Annotated in this window: 15 protein-coding genes; 10 read left to right on the forward strand and 5 right to left on the reverse strand. The window is 71.2% G+C overall.

The genetic code is table 11. The features are described 5' to 3' along the window. Nucleotides 1–113 precede the first annotated feature (113 nt). The 3 genes from ABZW17_RS00315 to ABZW17_RS00325 all read left to right on the forward strand — a co-directional run bounded on the left by ABZW17_RS00315 (nucleotide 114) and on the right by ABZW17_RS00325 (nucleotide 6,318). Nucleotides 114–3,338, forward strand: a complete 3,225-nt coding sequence (locus ABZW17_RS00315; RefSeq protein ID WP_354808597.1) for a GH92 family glycosyl hydrolase — start codon at nucleotides 114–116, stop codon at nucleotides 3,336–3,338. After that, the gene (locus ABZW17_RS00320) at nucleotides 3,335–5,722 is read left to right on the forward strand and encodes a GH92 family glycosyl hydrolase (RefSeq protein WP_354808141.1); all 2,388 of its coding nucleotides are present in this window, start codon (nucleotides 3,335–3,337) and stop codon (nucleotides 5,720–5,722) included. Before ABZW17_RS00315 ends, ABZW17_RS00320 begins: the two co-directional genes overlap by 4 nt. 230 nt (nucleotides 5,723–5,952) lie before the next feature. After that, the gene (locus ABZW17_RS00325; protein WP_354808142.1) at nucleotides 5,953–6,318 is read left to right on the forward strand and encodes a DUF3817 domain-containing protein; all 366 of its coding nucleotides are present in this window, start codon (nucleotides 5,953–5,955) and stop codon (nucleotides 6,316–6,318) included. A gap of 73 nt (nucleotides 6,319–6,391) precedes the next feature. On the opposite strand, the gene ABZW17_RS00330 is transcribed toward ABZW17_RS00325, so the two are convergent. Continuing rightward, entirely contained in the window at nucleotides 6,392–6,892 is a 501-nt protein-coding gene (locus ABZW17_RS00330; RefSeq protein ID WP_004562932.1) for a MarR family transcriptional regulator, read from the reverse strand. A gap of 79 nt (nucleotides 6,893–6,971) precedes the next feature. Here ABZW17_RS00330 and ABZW17_RS00335 point away from each other — a divergent pair, with 79 nt between their 5' ends. Next, on the forward strand, nucleotides 6,972–7,280 hold the full coding sequence (locus tag ABZW17_RS00335) for a thiamine-binding protein (RefSeq protein WP_354808143.1): 309 nt from the start codon (nucleotides 6,972–6,974) through the stop codon (nucleotides 7,278–7,280). Nucleotides 7,281–7,323: 43 nt separating this feature from the next. Here the strand turns inward: ABZW17_RS00335 and ABZW17_RS00340 are convergent, their stop codons facing one another. Next, a complete protein-coding gene (locus ABZW17_RS00340) occupies nucleotides 7,324–7,731 on the reverse strand; it encodes a hypothetical protein (protein ID WP_354808144.1) in 408 nt (135 codons plus the stop codon). Between the two features lie 287 nt (nucleotides 7,732–8,018). Here ABZW17_RS00340 and ABZW17_RS00345 point away from each other — a divergent pair, with 287 nt between their 5' ends. Next, a complete protein-coding gene (locus ABZW17_RS00345; RefSeq protein ID WP_354808145.1) occupies nucleotides 8,019–8,993 on the forward strand; it encodes a tetratricopeptide repeat protein in 975 nt (324 codons plus the stop codon). A gap of 50 nt (nucleotides 8,994–9,043) precedes the next feature. Here ABZW17_RS00345 and ABZW17_RS00350 read toward each other — a convergent pair whose 3' ends face one another. Beyond that, a complete protein-coding gene (locus tag ABZW17_RS00350) occupies nucleotides 9,044–10,477 on the reverse strand; it encodes a neutral zinc metallopeptidase (RefSeq protein WP_354808146.1) in 1,434 nt (477 codons plus the stop codon). Between the two features lie 227 nt (nucleotides 10,478–10,704). Between ABZW17_RS00350 and glgP the strand changes: the two genes are divergently transcribed. The 3 genes from glgP (at nucleotide 10,705) to ABZW17_RS00365 (ending at nucleotide 14,648) form a co-directional block, all read left to right on the forward strand. Further along, entirely contained in the window at nucleotides 10,705–13,233 is a 2,529-nt protein-coding gene (gene glgP / locus ABZW17_RS00355; protein ID WP_354808147.1) for an alpha-glucan family phosphorylase, read from the forward strand. Nucleotides 13,234–13,411: 178 nt separating this feature from the next. Continuing rightward, a complete protein-coding gene (locus ABZW17_RS00360; protein WP_354808148.1) occupies nucleotides 13,412–13,582 on the forward strand; it encodes a hypothetical protein in 171 nt (56 codons plus the stop codon). 76 nt (nucleotides 13,583–13,658) lie between these two features. Next, nucleotides 13,659–14,648 (forward strand): LLM class F420-dependent oxidoreductase, encoded by a 990-nt coding sequence (locus tag ABZW17_RS00365; protein ID WP_354808149.1) that lies wholly within the window; start codon nucleotides 13,659–13,661, stop codon nucleotides 14,646–14,648. A 45-nt stretch (nucleotides 14,649–14,693) separates the two neighbouring features. Here ABZW17_RS00365 and ABZW17_RS00370 read toward each other — a convergent pair whose 3' ends face one another. Then, nucleotides 14,694–15,089 carry a rhodanese-like domain-containing protein gene (locus ABZW17_RS00370; protein WP_354808150.1) on the reverse strand — a complete coding sequence of 132 codons (396 nt, stop codon included), beginning with the start codon at nucleotides 15,087–15,089 and terminating at the stop codon, nucleotides 14,694–14,696. Further along, entirely contained in the window at nucleotides 15,086–15,631 is a 546-nt protein-coding gene (locus tag ABZW17_RS00375; RefSeq protein ID WP_354808151.1) for a cysteine dioxygenase family protein, read from the reverse strand. The genes ABZW17_RS00370 and ABZW17_RS00375 overlap by 4 nt, the downstream gene beginning before the upstream one ends. Before the next feature lie 326 nt (nucleotides 15,632–15,957). Between ABZW17_RS00375 and ABZW17_RS00380 the strand changes: the two genes are divergently transcribed. Then, a complete protein-coding gene (locus ABZW17_RS00380) occupies nucleotides 15,958–16,779 on the forward strand; it encodes an ABC transporter ATP-binding protein (RefSeq protein WP_354808152.1) in 822 nt (273 codons plus the stop codon). 55 nt (nucleotides 16,780–16,834) lie between these two features. Next, nucleotides 16,835–17,614, forward strand: a complete 780-nt coding sequence (locus ABZW17_RS00385; RefSeq protein ID WP_354808153.1) for an enoyl-CoA hydratase-related protein — start codon at nucleotides 16,835–16,837, stop codon at nucleotides 17,612–17,614. Nucleotides 17,615–17,616: the final 2 nt, after the last annotated feature.

Genomic DNA, 17,616 nt, shown 5'->3' on the forward strand with positions numbered 1-17,616 from the left:
TTGACGGATCCCTTGACTGTCCGGTGAGCCGCTGCCCAAGGTGGCCCGGTTCGACCGACTGCGCGACAAGGTTGTCATTTCGGTCGCGCTGACGACGTGGAGAGGCGATGGCCATGGCGCGAGCGCGCTTCAGAGCCGGTTTAGCTTTCCTGACACTGGCGGTGACCGCAGCGGTGGCTCCCGCTGTTCCCGCTGCCGCCGCTACCAGCACGGATTACGCGAAGTGGGTGAACCCCTTCGTGGGCACCCGGCCCGGCGGGGCCGACCACGGCACCGGGGGCGGTGCCGGCAACACGTTCCCGGGCGCGGTGGCCCCGTTCGGCATGGTCCAGTGGAGCCCGGACACGGTGAAGTCCCAGCCGGGCGGCTACTTCTACGACGACAACGCGCTGACCGGGTTCAGCCTGACGCACCTGTCCGGCGCCGGTTGTTCGACCTACCAGGACATCCCGTTCATCCCGTACGTCGGTGAGGTGACGACGTCCCCGGCGACCGACCCGGCCCACTACACGTCGAAGTTCTCGCACACCAACGAACACGCGACCGCGGGCGCCTACGACGTCACCCTCGACAGCGGCGCGAAGGTCGAGCTCAGCGCGACCCAGCGCACCGGGTCCGCGCGCCTGACCTACCCGGCCGGTGCGTCGTCGACGCTGCTGGTCAACACGTCCGGCTCGGTCAACGGCACCGACGACGCGTCGATCACCATCGGCAAGGACACCATCAGCGGGTGGGCGACCAGCGGCCGCTTCTGCGGCGCGCGCAACAGCTACCGCGTCTACTTCTCGGCGAAGTTCGACACGCCGTTCGCGTCGATCGGCACCTGGAAGAACGGCGCCGTGACGCCGAACAAGGCCGCCGAGACCGGCGGGGCGAAGGCGAAGGTGGCGCAGCCCAACGGCGTCGACGCCTCGATCGCGCGCCCGGCCAAGGCGGCGCCGCAGAACACCACCGTCAGCGGCCCGGGCAGCGGCGGGTACGTCACCTTCGCCAACCTCAACGGCGCCCAGGTGAACGTCCAGGTCGGACTGTCCTTTGTGTCCGTCGACGGCGCGAAGGCCAACCTCAAGGCGGAGAACACCGGGAAGTCGTTCGACACCGTGGCCGCGAACGCGCGCAAGGCGTGGAACGCGCAGCTCGGCAAGATCGCCGTCACCGGCGGCTCGGACGCCGACCAGACCACCTTCTACACCTCGCTGTACCACTCGCTGATCCAGCCGAACGTGTTCTCCGACGTCAACGGCCAGTACCCCGGCTTCGACGGGCGGATCCACACGGCCGACAGGGGCCACGCGACGTACACGAACTTCTCCGGCTGGGACATCTACCGCTCGGAGATCCCGCTGCTGGCGACGATCGCGCCGAAGGAGACGTCGGACATCGTCCGGTCGATGATGGCCTACGCCGAGCAGGGCGGCTCGTGGGACCGCTGGACGGTCGCCAACGACTACACCGGCGTGATGAACGGCGACCCGTACCACATCATCGTCTCCAGCGCGTACGCGTTCGGGGCGCGGGACTTCGACGCCCAGAAGGCGTTGCTGCTCATGATCAAGGGCGCCACCCAGCCGACCCAGGGCTACACCGAACGCCCCGGTCTCGAGGACTACCAGAACCTCGGGTACGTCCCGGGCGCGGGCGCGGACACGCTCGAATACACGAGCGCGGACTTCGCCATCGCCCAGTTCGCCAAGCGGCTCGGCGACTCCGCGACGTACACGACGTTCATGAAGCGCGCGCAGAACTGGCAGAACCTCTACAACCCGGGCACCGGCCACCTGCAGCCGCGCAACGCCGACGGCTCCTTCGCCGGCACCTACAACCCGGCCAGCTCGCAGGGCTGGGTCGAGGGCAACGGCGCCCAGTACGACTGGATGGTGCCCTACGACCTCGGCGGCCTCGTCACGGCGTTCGGCGGCAACACCGCCGTCCAGTCGCGGTTGGACACCTTCTTCACCCAGCTCAACGCGGGAACGCAGCTGCCGTACGCGTTCATGGGCAACGAGCCGAACTCGAACGCCCCGTGGGTCTACTCCTACGCGGGTGCGCCGGCCAAGACGCAGTCGATCGTCCGGCGGTCGATGAACGAGCTCTACAACCCGCGTCCGGAAGGGCTGATCGGCAACGACGACCTCGGCCAGATGTCGTCCTGGTACGTCTGGGCCGCCCTCGGCATCTACCCGGAGATCCCGGGCCGCGCCGAGTTCGTCCTCAACACGCCGCTGTTCCCGAAGGCCGTGCTGACGACGGGTGCGGGCAAGAAGGTCACGGTGACTTCGTCGGGCACCGGTGACTACATCGCGGGCTTGAAGGTCAACGGCGGCGACGCGGCGAAGGCGTGGATGCCGGAGGCGCTCGTTTCGACCGGCGGGAACCTGGACTACACGCTGTCGGCGACCCCGACCGCGTGGGGCAGTGCGGCGGCCGACGCCCCGCCGTCCTTCCGCGACCAGGAGAAGCCGAGCCTGTCGTTCGTCAACCCGGCGCGGGCGGTGACCCCGGCGGGGTCGACGTCCACGGTTTCGGTGGGTGTCCAGGACCTTTCGGGTACCGCGCGGAACTGGACGTACTCCGCGGCCAGTGTCGACGGCATCACGCTGACCCCGGCGACCGGCAGCATCGCGGTGCCCGCCGCGGGCAAAGCGCAGGCCGAGCTCACGGTGTCGGTGCCCGCGGGGCTGGCCGACGGGGCCCGGCGCATCCCGGTGACGTTCTCCGCGCCCGGCCTGGCGTCGTCGCAGGCGGTGCTGACCGTGCTCGTCGCGCAGCCGAACAGCTGGCTGGCGACGGTGAACAACGCCGGCATCTCGCCGGACGCCAAGCCCGCCGCGGCGAACTTCGACGGCGGCGGCTGGAGCTACTCGGCCGACGCGCTGGCCGCGGCCGGGGCCGCGCCGGGTGCGACCGTCACCAGTGACGGGCTCAAGTTCACCTGGCCGTCGTTCCCGGCCGGGGACCCGGACAACGTGATCGCTTCGGGCCAGACGGTGAACGTCAGCGGCTCCGGGCGGCTCGCGCTGCTCGGCTCGGCGTCCAACGGCAACGCGTCCGGCACGCTCACCGTCACCTACACCGACGGCAGCAAGTCGACCGCCACCGTCGGGTTCTCCGACTGGACGCTCGGCGGCGGCGGCGCGCAGCCGGCGTTCGGCAACCGGATCGTGCTGTCCACGCCGTACCGCAACGCCTCGGGCGGCGACCCGCAGCAGATCCGCACGATGGTGTTCGGCACGAACCCGATCACCCTCGACGCGGGCAAGACCGTGGCGAGCGTGACGCTGCCGGGCAACGTCAGCGGCGGTGCGCTGCACGTGTTCGCCATCGGGATCGGCGCATGACGGGCAAGTTCCTGGCGGGCGTCCTGACGCTCGCCGCGGCGGCGACGGTGGTCACCCCCACCGTCGCCGCCGCGGCCGGCGGGGACGCCCTCGACGCCGTCAACACGTTCATCGGCACGCAGGACGAAGGCAACACGTTCCCGGGTGCCTCCGCGCCGTTCGGGATGACGCAGGTCAGCCCGATCACCTCGCACTACGCCGGTTACCGCTACACCGACACCGCCATCCGCGGCTTCGGGCACTTCTTCCTGTCCGGCGCGGGCTGCTGGGAACAGGGCGGCCTCGTCTCGACGCTGCCGACGACCGGGGAAGTGGGCCCGGGCAAGGCGTTCGACACGGCGAAAGCGTCCACTTTCGACCAGAAGCAGTACGCCTCGCCGTTCACCCACGACGGCGAAGTCGGCAAGCCCGGCTACTACAAGGTGCACCTGACCGGCTACGGCGGTGTCGACGTCGAGACGACGGCCGCCACGCGGGCGGGTGTCGAGCGGTACACCTTCGCGAAGCCGGGTGACGCCAACGTCTTCGTCAACGTCGGGCAGGCGAACGACAAGGAACCGGTGACCGGCAGCAGCGTCCGGGTCGTCGACGACCGGACCGTCGAGGGAACCGTGGAGTCGCAGGCGTTCTGCGGCGGCAAGGCCTACACGACGTACTTCACGACGAAGTTCGACAAGCCGTTCAAGACGTTCGGCACGTGGTCGCCGTCCGGTGGCACGCCCGGCTCCCGCACGTCGGAAGGCGGTGCGGGCCTGCGCGGCGCGTGGCTGACCTTCGCCGGCGGCGGCCAGGTCACCGCGACCACGGCGATCTCCCAGGTCGACGCCGCCGGTGCCCGGCTGAACCTGGCCTCGGAGCGCATCCGGTCGTTCGACGCGGCCAAGGCCGACGTCCAGCGCACCTGGCGGCGTGAGCTGTCCACAGTGGACATCAAGGGTGGCACGCCGGACGACCGCACGGTGTTCTTCACCTCGCTGTACCACGCGCTGCTGCAGCCGCTGACGGCGAACGACGCCGACGGCCGCTACTACGGCTTCGACAAGAAGGTCCACCGCGCGATCGGCTGGACGTACTACGACTTCTTCTCGTTGTGGGACACCTACCGCTCGCAGAACCAGCTCCTGGCGCTGCTGCGGCCCAGCCGCGCGAAGGACATCGCCAAGAGCATCCTGGCCATCCACGACCAGGGCGGCTGGCTGCCGCGGTGGGCGTACGCGAGCCAGGAGACGAACACGATGACCGGTGACCCGGTCACGCCGTTCCTGGTCGACCTGTGGCGGTTCGGCGCGCTGTCCGGCGAGGAAGTGCACGCCTACCAGGCGCTGCTGCAGAACTCGCGTGAAATCCCGCCCGCGGCGTCGCCGTTCCAGGGGCGCTCGGGCAACGCGAGCTACCAGCGGGACGGGTTCGTCCAGTACGACCCGGACTTCCCGAAGAAGGGGCAGGACACCGACCCGAACCACGGCGCTTCGGCCACCCTGGAGTACGCGCTCGGTGACTGTTCGCTGTCGGTCATGGCGGCCGCGCTCGGCAAGAAGGCCGACGCCGCCGCGTTGAAGGAGAAGGGCCGGACCTACCGGACGCTGTGGGACGAATCGCAGACCGACCGCGGCTTCACCGGCTTCTTCCGGCCGAAGATCCTCGGCGGCGCGTGGTTCTCCCCGGCCGACAAGCCGTACAGCCCGCAGAGCCAGGACGGCTTCCACGAGGGCACGGCCTGGCAGTACCAGTGGCTCGTCCAGCAGGACGTGCCCGGCCTGGTGCAGCGGATGGGCGGCCCGGCGGCGACGGGAAAGCGCCTCGACGACTTCTTCGCCTACGACGAACTGGTGAAGGATCCGGCGACGGCGGTGCGCGAGAACTGGGTCGTCGGCCCGTACGACTACTACGACCAGTTCCGCTACAACCCGAACAACGAGCCGGACCTGCACTCGCCGTGGATATACGCGCTCACCGGGCAGCCGGCGAAGACGTCGACGGTCGTGCGGGCGGCGCACACGCTGTTCACCAACGCGCCCAACGGCGTCACCGGGAACGACGACCTCGGCACCATGTCGGCGTGGTACGTCTTCAGCGCGCTGGGCCTGTATCCCGCTGTCCCGGGGACTGGGAACTTCGTGCTCAACGCGCCCCGGTTCGCGAAGTCCGTCCTCCACCTGGAGAACGGGCGCGACATCACCATCAAGGCGCCGGGCGCGGACGGCTCGAAGCTGCAGAGCATTTCGAGCCTGCGCGTCGATTCGCGGGCCAGTGACCACGTGTACGTCAACGTGGACCAGCTGAAGCGCGGGACGACGCTCGACTTCCGCCTGACCGGGGACGCCGCCGCGGCGACGTGGGGGACATCACCTTCGTCCGCCCCGGTTTCGCCCTGCGGGGAGTAGACAACGCCCGCCCACGGCCGTGGTCCAGACCACAGTGGACCACGGCCGTGAGCAGGGTCACGGGCCCCGGTGTTCCCGTGAGGGCCGTCACGCCTCACACTGGGTACCAGCACGTCCGACAGCGCCGTTGACGTACAGGGCAAGTCCGCCTTGGACGGTGTGTCGGGCGTTTTTCTGTGCCCTACAGCGTGTGCCAGTACCAACGTGGTGAGACCCCACAGGAGGAAGCAGTGTCCAGCAAGGCCGCTCTCGTGTTCCGCGTGGCCGCAGTAGCCGAAGCCCTGTCCTGGGCCGCGCTGCTGGTCGGGATGTTCCTCAAGTACGTCGTCCACTCTTCCGGCGAGGGCGGCGTGCCCGTCATCGGCATGGTGCACGGCGTGATCTTCGTCCTCTACGTGGTCGTCTCCCTGTCCGTGGCGAAGCCGCTCGGCTGGCGCCCGAAGACGCTGGTCCTGGCCCTGCTGGCCAGCATCCCGCCGCTGTTCACCTGGCTGTTCGAGAAGTGGGCGCTGCGCAACGGCAAGCTCGACGGCCCGCAGCGGCTGTCCCACGGCGGGGTCGGCCTGTTCCGGGTGAAGGAACCCGTCGCCGCCTGATTCCCAGCACGTGAGAAAGGCCCGCGCTTCCGGCGCGGGCCTTTTCTCTTGTGGACGGTCCGGAGCGGCCCGCTTACTCGCTGAAGTCCCCGGCGGCGCGGCGGACCTTGGTCAGCAGGTCGGTCAGCTGCTCGGTCTGCCGTTCGGTCAGCCCGCTGAGCCCGAAGTCGATGGCGGTGACGGCTTCGGTCGCGGCCTCGCGGCGCTTGCGGCCCTCGTCGGTGATCTCCACCAGCGTCGTGCGGCGGTCCGTGGGGTGCGGCACGCGCTTCACGAGCCCGTCGCGCTCCAGGCGGTCGACTATGTTGGTGACACTGGTGGGGTGCAGCTGGAGCCGCTCGCCCATCACCCGCATCGGCAGGCTGGCGCTGCGGGCGAAGGTGAGCAGCACCAGCGCTTCGTACCGGGCGAAGGTGAGGCCGTGCGGCTTGAGCGCGCCGTCCACCGCGGACTGGATGATCTGCTGGACCCGCATCACCCCGGTCACCGCGGCCATGGTCCCGGAGGGCCCGATCCGGTCCTCCCAGATCCGGGCCGCGCGGGCGATCGGGTCGAACGGCAGCGGACGGTTCATGACACGCGAAGTTACCAGCGGGTACCGGCGGGTGTCGCACGACTGGCGGAAATGACCACCGAAGAAGGGACTTCCGAGCATGATCGTCGCGTTCAGCGTGAGCCCGTCCGGCGGGGACCCCGACGGCGGGGTGAGTGAAGCCGTGGCCCGCGCGGTGAAGGTCGTCCGCGATTCGGGCCTGCCCAACTCGACCAACGCGATGTTCACGAACATCGAGGGCGAGTCCTGGGACGAGGTGATGGACGTGGTCAAGCGCGCGGTCGAGGCCGCGGGCGAGGGCTCGGCCCGGGTCAGCCTGGTCCTGAAGGCGGACATCCGGCCGGGCTTCTCGGGCCAGCTGGAAGCCAAGGTCGACCGCATCGAAGCCCACCTGCGCGAATCCTCGTGAGTGGTAAGGCGAGTTAGAACTCGCCTTACCACTCACGAGCGGGTCAGGGGAGGGGCGGGGTGAAGGCGACCGTCCAGCGGCCGTCTTCGCTCGTCACCGTCAGCGGGTAGCTGAACGCCTTGCCGTCGCCGAGGGCGCCGGAGACCGTCGCGCGGGTCGGGGCCGCCGCGTCCGGGCCCAGGTCCACGTGCACGTCGTGGACACCCCGGCCGGCCAGCACGGAGACGTAGTCCTTGGCGAAGTCGCCGCCGCCCGAGCCCGGGTAGTCGAGGAGGTCGGCGAAGGCGTCCGCGTCGTGGCCGGAAAGCGCGGAGGCGAGCTTGTCCCGCAGCTCGCCCGGCGAGGCGGCGCCGGGATCGGGTTCGTGCACGATGAGCAGCGTCACCGCCCCGATCCAGACGACGGCGGCCGTGATCGACAGGCCCACCTTCACGTCACGCCGGATGTGCACCCGGCCGAGCCTGCCCCAGCGGTGCCGTCCTGCCAAGCGGACGGGCCGTGCGGAGTGCGGAAACCCCGGCGCGGGCGTGTGAGCAGCCCCCGTTTTCACGCTACCGGTGACCACCGACAGTGCGCGGAGCGCTGCGCGCGCGCTCCGGAATCGTCGGTGCCGCTCGGTAAGCTGGACACCGGGGGCCGGAGGCCCGAACCCGGGCAAGCGTCGAGGCGGGCCGTCCTGCCAGGCGGACGGGCCGGGCACCCGTGAAACTTCTCCGGCGCGCGTGCCAGGATGGAACCGTGACACAACCACGCGGATCTGCAGCGAAGTCAGCGGCCCTGTCCGCCGCCCTTTCCGGCGCGGTCGACCTGTCCGCGCTCAAGGCCCGCGCCGATGCGGCGCAGCGGCAGCCGGCCCCGTCGGCCGGCCCGGCCGGTGGCGACGGGCCGCCGCGGGCCGCGTCGGGTGAGGCCGTGATCGATGTCACCGAGGCCACCTTCCAGGCCGAGGTCGTGGAGCGGTCCCTGCACCAGCTCGTGGTCGTCGACCTGTGGGCCGAGTGGTGCGGCCCGTGCAAGCAGCTGTCCCCGGTGCTGGAGCGGATGGCCGCCGAGTCCGGCGGGGCGTGGGTCGTCGCGAAGGTCGACGTCGACGCGAACCCGCGGATCGCGCAGCTGTTCGGCGCGCAGTCCATCCCGACCATCGTCGCCATCGCCGGCGGCCAGCCGGTGGACGCCTTCTCCGGCGCGCTGCCCGAGCCCGAGATCCGCAAGTGGATCAACGCGCTCCTGGACGCCCTGCGCGACAAGCTGCCGGGCATCCGCGACGCCGAAGCGGCGGCGGGCGGCCCGGTCGAGGAGCCCGAGGACCCGCGCTTCACCGAGGCCGAGGACGCCTTCGAGCGGGGCGACTTCGCCGCCGCCCAGGCCGCCTACGAGCGCATCCTCGACGTCGAACCGGCGAACGAGCTGGCCAAGAACGCCCTGGCCCAGGTCAAGTTCACCGCCCGCGCCGAAAGCGCCGACCCGGACGCCCGCGCGAAGGCGGACGCCGACCCGGCCGACCTGTCGGCCCAGCTCGACGCGGCCGACCTCGACATCGCGGCCAACGACGTCGAGGCCGGCTTCAAGCGCCTGATCGACACCGTCCGCCGCACGGCGGGCGAGGACCGCAACAAGGTCCGCGAGCACCTGGTCGCCCTGTTCGACCTCTTCGACCCGGCCGACGACCGGGTGATGAAGGCCCGCCGCGACCTCGCGAGCGCCCTCTTCTAGACACGAGAAGGCCCCCACCCGCGCGGGTGGGGGCCTTCTCGTGACCAAGATCAGGCGTACGACTTCGAGCAGACCGACGAGCCCTCGAGGTACCCGCGGCGCAGCGCCTCGACCCGGTCGAAACCGCTGTCCGGGCGCTTCCCGTTGACGTCCGCCGAGACGAGGCTCTCCGGCTGCAGCAGGTCCGCGATGGCCTCGTCGAGGTCACCGGCCGACAGCCGCAGGTCGCCCGGGCGGTTCGTGAACGCCGCCCACGCGCCGACCAGGCACGCCGTGCGCAGGCCCGCGTTCGCGTTGTCGATCGACGCGCCGACGCCCTTCTGGATGCCCAGCGCGTACCGCGACGCGACCTCCGAGAACGCCGCGAAGTCGCCCATGCCGCCCGGGTCCTGGCCCTTCATCTCGGCCTCGCGGTCGATCGGCTGGGCGAGCTGGGCCAGCTTGGCCATGTCGATGCTGACGGTGTTGTCGCCCGGGCAGTAGGACGCCGGCGGCGTGGTCTGGCAGCTGCCGCCGTCGGTGATCTCCGGCGCGGCCACCCCGGCGCCCTTGAAGGCCTCGTCGAGGCTCTTCTTCAGCAGCTCGACGGCCTGGCCGGTGAACTTCGCGTCGCCCTTGCCCTTGTCGCCCTTGTCGAACGGGCGCTCGGTGAGCCGCGCCTTGACGTTCTCCGCGGTCATCCCGGCGCACTCCTTCGGGCCCTTCTCGAACCCGGCCTGGAACGCGTAGGTGCGGTCGAACGCCGTGCCGTGCGCGCCCTTGTCGGCGGCGCTGGTGCCGGCCTGGTCGCGGATCAGGAACATCGACGCCATCACCTGGTTCAGGCCCTCGGACGTCGACACCCGGTAGAACTTGCTCTTGTCCTCGGCGACCCAGCGGAAGTAGCCGCCGGCGAAGCAGTCGGCCTGCTGCTCCTTGACCACGGTCGGGGTGCTCTTGCTCACCCCGGCCTTGTCGCCGAGCCGGTACTGGACGGCGTGGCCGAACTCGTGCGCGAGCACCACGACCACCGACATCGGGCCGAACCGCTGGCGCAGCATCGGCAGCAGCACGCCGCGGTCCCAGGCCACCGAGTCGTCGACCGGGCAGTAGAACGCGTTCACGAGCTTCTTGACGCTGCCGCAGCCGGTCTCCTCGGTGTCGGTCTGCGCGTCGTAGGACAGCAGCGACTTCACCGGCTCGAACTGCTGCCCGAAGTTCGCCGGGAGCATCTCGCCCCAGTACGCCTGGACGTCGGCGATCGCGGCGGTGGCGAGCTTGTCGTCGTCGCCGCCGTCGGCGTTGCGGACGTTCAGGTCCGGCGACGGCGCGTTCGGCTTGAGCCCGCTCTCGAAGTGCGTCACCGGCAGCCCGGACACGGATCCGGCGCCGGTGTCCTTGGCCGGGTCCCCGGTCGCGCCGCCCTTGTCGTTGCACCCGCTCACGGCGACCGCCGCGACGGCCAGCAGCGCGACCAGCGCGCGCCGTCCTCCCCCTGGGTTCATCTGTCCAACTCGCTCTCGTGCCCACCCGGTACCCGACGCGCAGGACCCTACCCAGGGCATACGCCGAGCGTGCAGGTAATCCCCGAACTTGATGAGGCTTATTCAGCCGTCGGCCGCCGCATGACTTTCGCGCTGGTCAGCGGTCTGCAGGCGGGGCGCGGCGGCCTAGCCCGAATAAGCCTCACTCCCTGCGCATCGCGGCCCGTCGCCCGATATCGTCGCTTCCCATGCGTGCAGTCCGCCGGTTCACCGTCCGCGCCAGCCTCCCGGACTCCCTCGCCGGCCTGGGTGCGCTGGCCACCAACCTGCGCTGGACGTGGCACCCACCGACCCGCGACCTGTTCGCGTCGATGGACGCCGAGCTGTTCAACGCCGTGCGCGACCCGCTGCGGATGCTCACCGCGCTGCCGCCGGCCCGGCTCGACGAGCTCGCGGTCGACGACGACTTCCTCGCCCGCGCCCGCGAAGCGGCCGGCGACCTGGAGAAGTACCTGTCCGAGCCGCGGTGGTACCAGCGCCGCGAGGACGCCGACCTGCCGGCCGCGGTCGCCTACTTCTCGATGGAGTTCGGCGTCACCGAAGCGCTGCCGAACTACTCCGGCGGCCTCGGCGTGCTGGCCGGTGACCACCTCAAGGCCGCGTCCGACCTGGGCGTGCCGATGGTCGGCGTCGGGCTGCTCTACCGTAACGGCTACTTCCGGCAGTCGCTGTCGCTCGACGGCTGGCAGGTCGAGCACTACCCGGTGATCGACCCGAACGCCTTCCCGCTGGAGCTGCTGACCGCCGGCGGGAGACCGGTGCTGATCGGCGTCGCCATGCCGGGCGGGCGCGAGCTGTGCGCGCAGATCTGGCAGGCCCGCGTCGGGCGCGTCCCGCTGCTGCTGCTCGACACCGACACCGAGGCCAACGACGAGGACCTGCGCGGCGTCACCGACCGGCTCTACGGCGGCGACGCCGACCACCGGCTGCGGCAGGAGATCCTGGCCGGCATCGGCGGGTTCCGCGCGGTGCGCAAGTACTGCGAGCTGACCGGGCACCCGCAGCCGATGGTGTTCCACACGAACGAGGGACACGCGGGGTTCCTCGGCCTCGAACGCGCCCGCGAGATCGTCCAGGCCGACGGCCTCGCGTTCGACGAGGCCATGCCCGCCGTCCGCGCCGGGACGCTGTTCACCACGCACACGCCGGTCAGCGCGGGCATCGACCGGTTCCCGGTGGACCTGGTCCAGCGCTACTTCGCCGACGGCAGGCTCGTCCCGGACATCGACCCGCGCCGCGTGCTCGCGCTCGGCGCCGAGGACAACCCCGGCCTGTTCAACATGGCGCACATGGGCCTGCGGCTGGCGCAGCGCGCGAACGGCGTGTCCCAGCTGCACGGACGCGTCACCCGGAAGATGTTCTCGCGGCTGTGGCCCGGGTTCGACCACGACGAGGTGCCGATCTCGTCGGTGACCAACGGCGTCCACGGCCCGACCTGGGTGGCGCGCGAGCTGAGCACGCTGCTCGGCCGCGAGTGGGGGCTCGACGTCGGCGAGGGCCCGCTGCGGGACGGAGTGTCCGACGCCCGGCTGTGGGGCCTGCGGCGCGACCTGCGCGAGAAGCTGGTGCACGAGGTCCGGCGCCGGGTCCGGGCGGCCTGGCTGCAGCGCGGGGCGTCGCCGCTGGAGCTGGGCTGGGTGGACTCGGTGTTCGACCCGGACGTGCTGACCGTCGGGTTCGCCCGCCGCGTTCCGACGTACAAGCGGCTGACGCTGATGCTGCGCGACCCCGAGCGGCTGCGGACGCTGCTGCTGCACGAGGAGCGGCCGATCCAGGTCGTCGTCGCGGGCAAGTCGCACCCGGCCGACGAGAACGGCAAGCAGCTGATCCAGCAGATCGTCCGGTTCGTCGACGGCGCGGACGTCCGGCACCGGATCGTCTTCCTCCCGGACTACGACATGTCGATGGCCCGCTACCTGTACCGCGGCTGCGACGTCTGGCTGAACAACCCGGTGCGGCCCCTGGAGGCGTGCGGGACGTCGGGCATGAAGTCGGCGCTGAACGGCGGGCTCAACCTGTCGATCCGCGACGGCTGGTGGGACGAGTGCTACGACGGCAGCAACGGCTGGGCCATCCCGACGGCCGACGGCGTCACGGACCCCCTGCGCCGCGACGACCTGGAGGCGGCGGCGCTGTACGAGCTGCTGGGCCAGCAGATCGCGCCGCTGTTCTACGACCGCCCGGCCGACGACGTCCCGACCGGCTGGCTGTCGATGGTGTGGCACACGCTGGAAACGCTCGGCCCGCGCGTGCAGGCGTCCCGGATGGTCCGCGAGTACGTCGACAACGGCTACCTCCCGGCGTCCCGCACGGTGGCGGCGGCCACGGGCGACGGCTACCGGGGCGCGCTGTCGCTGGCGGACTACCGCACGAAGCTCGAGGTGTCGTGGCCGCGCGTCCGCATCTTCGACTCGGAGCTGCTGGTGGCGGCGACCGAGCCGCTGGTGGTCGGCACGGAGGTGACGATCCGCGCCCGGATCGACCTGGCCGCCCTCGATCCGTCCGAAGTGGACATCCAGGCGGTGGTGGGCCGGGTGGGCGACGACGACGAGCTGCGCGACCCGGTGACGGTCGCGATGACCGCGGACGGCATCGGCGCGTTCGCGGCCCGGGTGAAGCTGCCCCGACCGGGATCGATCGGCTACACGGTCCGGGTCCTGCCGAAGCACGGGTTGCTGGCGACCCCGGCGGAGCTGGCGCGGGTCGTCCTGGCCTGAGGTCACCAGTACGGCGGCGGTACCACCGGATCCGGGTGGCGCGGCGGGATCCGGTGCGGTGCCGGCGGGGCGAGCGCCCCCAGTTCCTGCAGCCCGGTCCGCGCGACCGGATCGCCCGGAACGCATTCTTTCGGCTCCCGGCGAGTGGTTCACCCTGCTCGCTTCCCACAGCATCGACGTGTTCCTGGCCGGACCGCGCCACGCACCGGTCGCCGCCCGGGAGGCGCCGGTCCAGCCCCGGCCGCTGCTCGCCGGCCTGGATCCGCGGGCGGTCGTCGACGTGCCCGTGTTCTACCAGCGGGTCCAGGACCTCAGCGACGCCGTTTACGACCACCTGTCCGAGTCGTGAACCGGCCCCTGGGCTGGAGCTGCTCCAGCCCCTAAATCACGCCGCACCGGCCCGGGAGCCGGGTTAAGTTGTAGGCATGCGCTTCGGAATGTTCGTCCCGCAGGGCTGGCGGCTCGACCTGGCCGGCATCGACCCCGCGGACCACTGGCAGACCATGCTCGGCCTCGCGAAACACGCGGAGGCCGGCCCCTTCGAATCGATCTGGGTCTACGACCACTTCCACACCGTGCCCGTGCCGACCGAGGAGGCCACGCACGAGGCGTGGTCGCTGATCTCGGCGTTCGCCGCCGCGACCGACACCATCCGGCTCGGGCAGATGTGCACCTGCATGGGCTACCGCAACCCCGCCTACCTGGCGAAGGTCGCCGCCACCGCCGACCTCATCTCGGGTGGCCGGGTCGAAATGGGCATCGGCGCCGGCTGGTACGAGCACGAGTGGCGGGCCTACGGCTACGGCTTCCCGTCCGCCGGTGAGCGGCTCGGCCAGCTCGACGAAGGCGTGCAGATCATGCGCGACCTCTGGACCACCGGCAAGTCCACATTGGACGGCAAGCACTATCGGACGGACGGGGCGATCCTCCGGCCGCTTCCCCTGCAGGAGGGCGGCCTCCCGCTGTGGATCGCCGGCGGCGGGGAGAAGAAGACGCTGCGAATCGCGGCGAAGTACGCGAAGTACACCAACTTCTATCCCGAGCCGGAGATGTTCACGCGCAAGTCGGAGATCCTGGCGGCGCACTGCAAGGACGTCGGCACCGACTTCGACGCCATCGTGCGCTCGGGCAACCTCAGCGTCGTCCTCGGCGAGACGGAAAACGACGTCCGGGAGAAGCAGGCCTGGCTGAAGGCACACTACGAGAAGTACGTCCCGGCCGAAGACGCCGAGCGGGCGGTCGCCACCTTCGCGAGCGGTCCGACGGCCGGCACGCCGGAGCAGGTCGCCGAGTACCTCGCCGCCCTGGGCAAGCGGGGGATGTCGTACGCGATCCTGAACTTCGCGGAAGCCGCGTACGACCGCTCCGGCATCGACCTGTTCACCAAGCACGTCGCCCCGGCGCTCGCCGGCTGAGGCAAAACTGTCGGTGCTCCTCGGTAGCGTGGAAAACGGGGGCTGCTAAGGCACCGCCGGGCTCCCGCCGGCCTGCACGGGCAGGCCGGCGGCGGCCCAGGCGCGGAACCCGCCCTCGAGGTCGGTCGCGGCGGCCAGCCCCAGCCGTTGCAGGTCGGCCGCCGCCAGGCTCGACGAATACCCCTCGTTGCACACCACGACCACCGTCGTGTCCGGCGTCACCGCGGGCAGCCGCCATTCGCTGTCCGGCGCCAGCCGCCACTCCAGGTGGATCCGCTCGACGATCACCGCGTCCGGGATCTCGCCCTCGGCCGCGCGGTTCGCCAGCGGCCGGATGTCGACCAGCAGCGCCCCCGCCTCCTGGAGTTCGCGGGCCCGGACGGGCGTCACCCGGTCCAGGCCGGACCGCGCGGAGGCCAGCAGGGAATCGACAGCGCTCATGACCGGACGATAGCGGGCAGCGGCGGGATTTCCGCCGGAACGTCGGCGAGCGAGTCGTACTCCCGCGTCGCCACCAGCGGCGGCGAATACGCGTGGACGCTGGCCGCCGGCTGGTCGCCGAGGCCGGTGACCCGGTGGGCGCGGCCGGCGCCGAAGCCGAGGCCCTGGCCGGCGGCGTGCGTGCGGCGCCGGATCGGGCCGCCGGGATAGCGGTACTCCTCGCCGAGTTCACCCTGCAGGACGGTGAACGAACCGGACGCGCCGCCGTGGTCGTGCGGCTTGGTCTGCTGGCCGGGCAGCCACGACAGCAGCCACAGCTCGACGCCGTCGGTCAGCGCGAGCCGCGCCCACCAGCGGCGGTCCTCGTCGAACCGCAGGATGCCGCGCAGGCCCGCGGTCAGCTCGGTGGTGACGGTGGCGGTCAGGTCGGCCAGCTCACGCGGTGTCCAGAGCAGCCGCGACGGGTGCAGCAGCTCGGGCAGCAGCGGGTCGGTCAGCTGCGGGTGGATCTCGACGGACGGGCGAACCAGGGAAGTGGTCAACGCGGGTGCTCCTCGCGACGCGCAGGGATCGGGACGCCGGGGCAGCGCGGCACCGCACGCGCCCGTGGGCGCGAGTGATCAGCGGAGCCGCGCCCGCGTACACCCGGCCGAAGCGACGAGGAGCAGGTCGATGGTGCGACGGCGCCAGAACGAACCCCGGGTCACCGGGGGGACGGGCGCGTCGGCTGACATGCCCGCGATCCTGCCACAACGCCGCCGCCGGCTGCTCTCCCGCGGTGCGGCGTTCCACGTCGTGGACACTTCCCGACCTGCCGGTTCGCCGTCTCACCCGGGCGGGTGCGCACGCGCGCGCGACGGAAGACAGAATGGGCCTCGTGAGCGAGCCGATCCAGCCCAGCGAACTTGACGACCTCGTGGTCCGGATGGCCGGTGTCGGCGTCCGCCGGGGGACCAACGACCTCCTCGCCGGCCTCGACTGGACCGTCGAACTGGACGAGCGCTGGGTGGTGCTCGGCCCGAACGGCGCGGGCAAGACCACCCTGCTGCGCCTGGCCGCGGCCGAACTGCACCCGACCACCGGCGAGGTCGACCTGCTCGGCGAGCGGATCGGCCGGGTCAACATCTTCGACCTCCGCCCGCGCATCGGCTTCACCTCGGCCGCCATCGCCCAGCGCGTCCCGGGCGACGAGCTGGTCAAGGACGTCGTGGTCAGCGCCGGCTACGCGGTCCTCGGCCGCTGGCGTGAGGAATACGACACCCTCGACACCGCCCGCGCGACCGAGCTGCTCGACGCGATGGGCATCGGCAACCTGGCCGAGCGCACGTTCGGGACGCTGTCCGAGGGCGAGCGCAAGCGCGCGCTGATCGCCCGGTCGCTGATGACCGACCCGGAGATGCTGCTGCTCGACGAGCCCGCCGCGGGTCTCGACCTGGGCGGTCGCGAAGACCTGGTCGCGCGGCTGTCGGACCTGGCGCTGGACGCCGAAGCACCCGCCCTGGTCCTGGTCACGCACCACGTCGAGGAGATCCCGCCGGGATTCACCCACGCGCTGCTCCTTCGCGACGGCCGTGCGGTCGTGGCCGGCCTGGTCGACGACGTCATCACCAGCGAAAACCTGTCGAAGACGTTCGACCAGGACCTCGTGCTGGAGCGCTCCGGCGATCGCTTCTTCGCTCGCCGTCGCTAAGCTGTCGCTTACCGACCGGTAGCCTGCTGGCACCCGTTCAACGAGGAGGAGTGACGTGGGAGAGTTCGTAACCCTCGAGGTCAAGGACGGGGTCGGCACCATCCGGCTCGACCGGCCGCCGGTCAACGCCCTGAACGCCCAGGTCACCGCCGAACTCGCCGAGCTGGCGAAGGAGGCCACCGAGCGCGACGACGTCCGCGCGGTGATCCTCTACGGCGGCGAGAAGACCTTCGCGGGCGGCGCGGACATCAAGGAGATGGCCTCCCGCAGCTACCCGGAGATCGCCAAGTTCGGCGCGAACCTCACCGGCACCCTCGCGGCCATCGCGAACATCCCCAAGCCGGTCGTCGCGGCCATCACCGGCTACGCCCTCGGCGGCGGCCTCGAACTGGCGCTGACCGCGGACCGCCGCGTCGCCGGCGACAACGTCAAGGTGGGCCAGCCCGAGATCCAGCTCGGCGTGATCCCCGGCGCGGGCGGCACCCAGCGCCTCGCCCGGCTGATCGGCCCGAGCAAGACCAAGGACATCGTCTACACGGGACGGTTCGTCAAGGCCGAAGAGGCCCTGCAGCTGGGGATCGTCGACGAGGTCGTCGCCCCGGACGACGTCTACGCGGCCGCGCACAAGTGGGCGGCGCAGTTCGCGAACGGTCCCGCGATCGCCCTGCGCGCGGCGAAGGCGGCCATCGACGGCGGTCTCGACACCGACCTCGCGAACGGGCTCAAGCTCGAATCGCACCTGTTCGCCGCCCTCTGGGCGACCGAAGACCAGAAGAACGGCATGAAGTCGTTCATCGAAAACGGGCCCGGCAAGGCCACTTTCGAAGGGAAATGACG

Origin of the sequence: Amycolatopsis sp. NPDC004625, from assembly GCF_040609695.1 — a bacterium.
In the GTDB taxonomy this organism is placed as follows: domain Bacteria; phylum Actinomycetota; class Actinomycetes; order Mycobacteriales; family Pseudonocardiaceae; genus Amycolatopsis.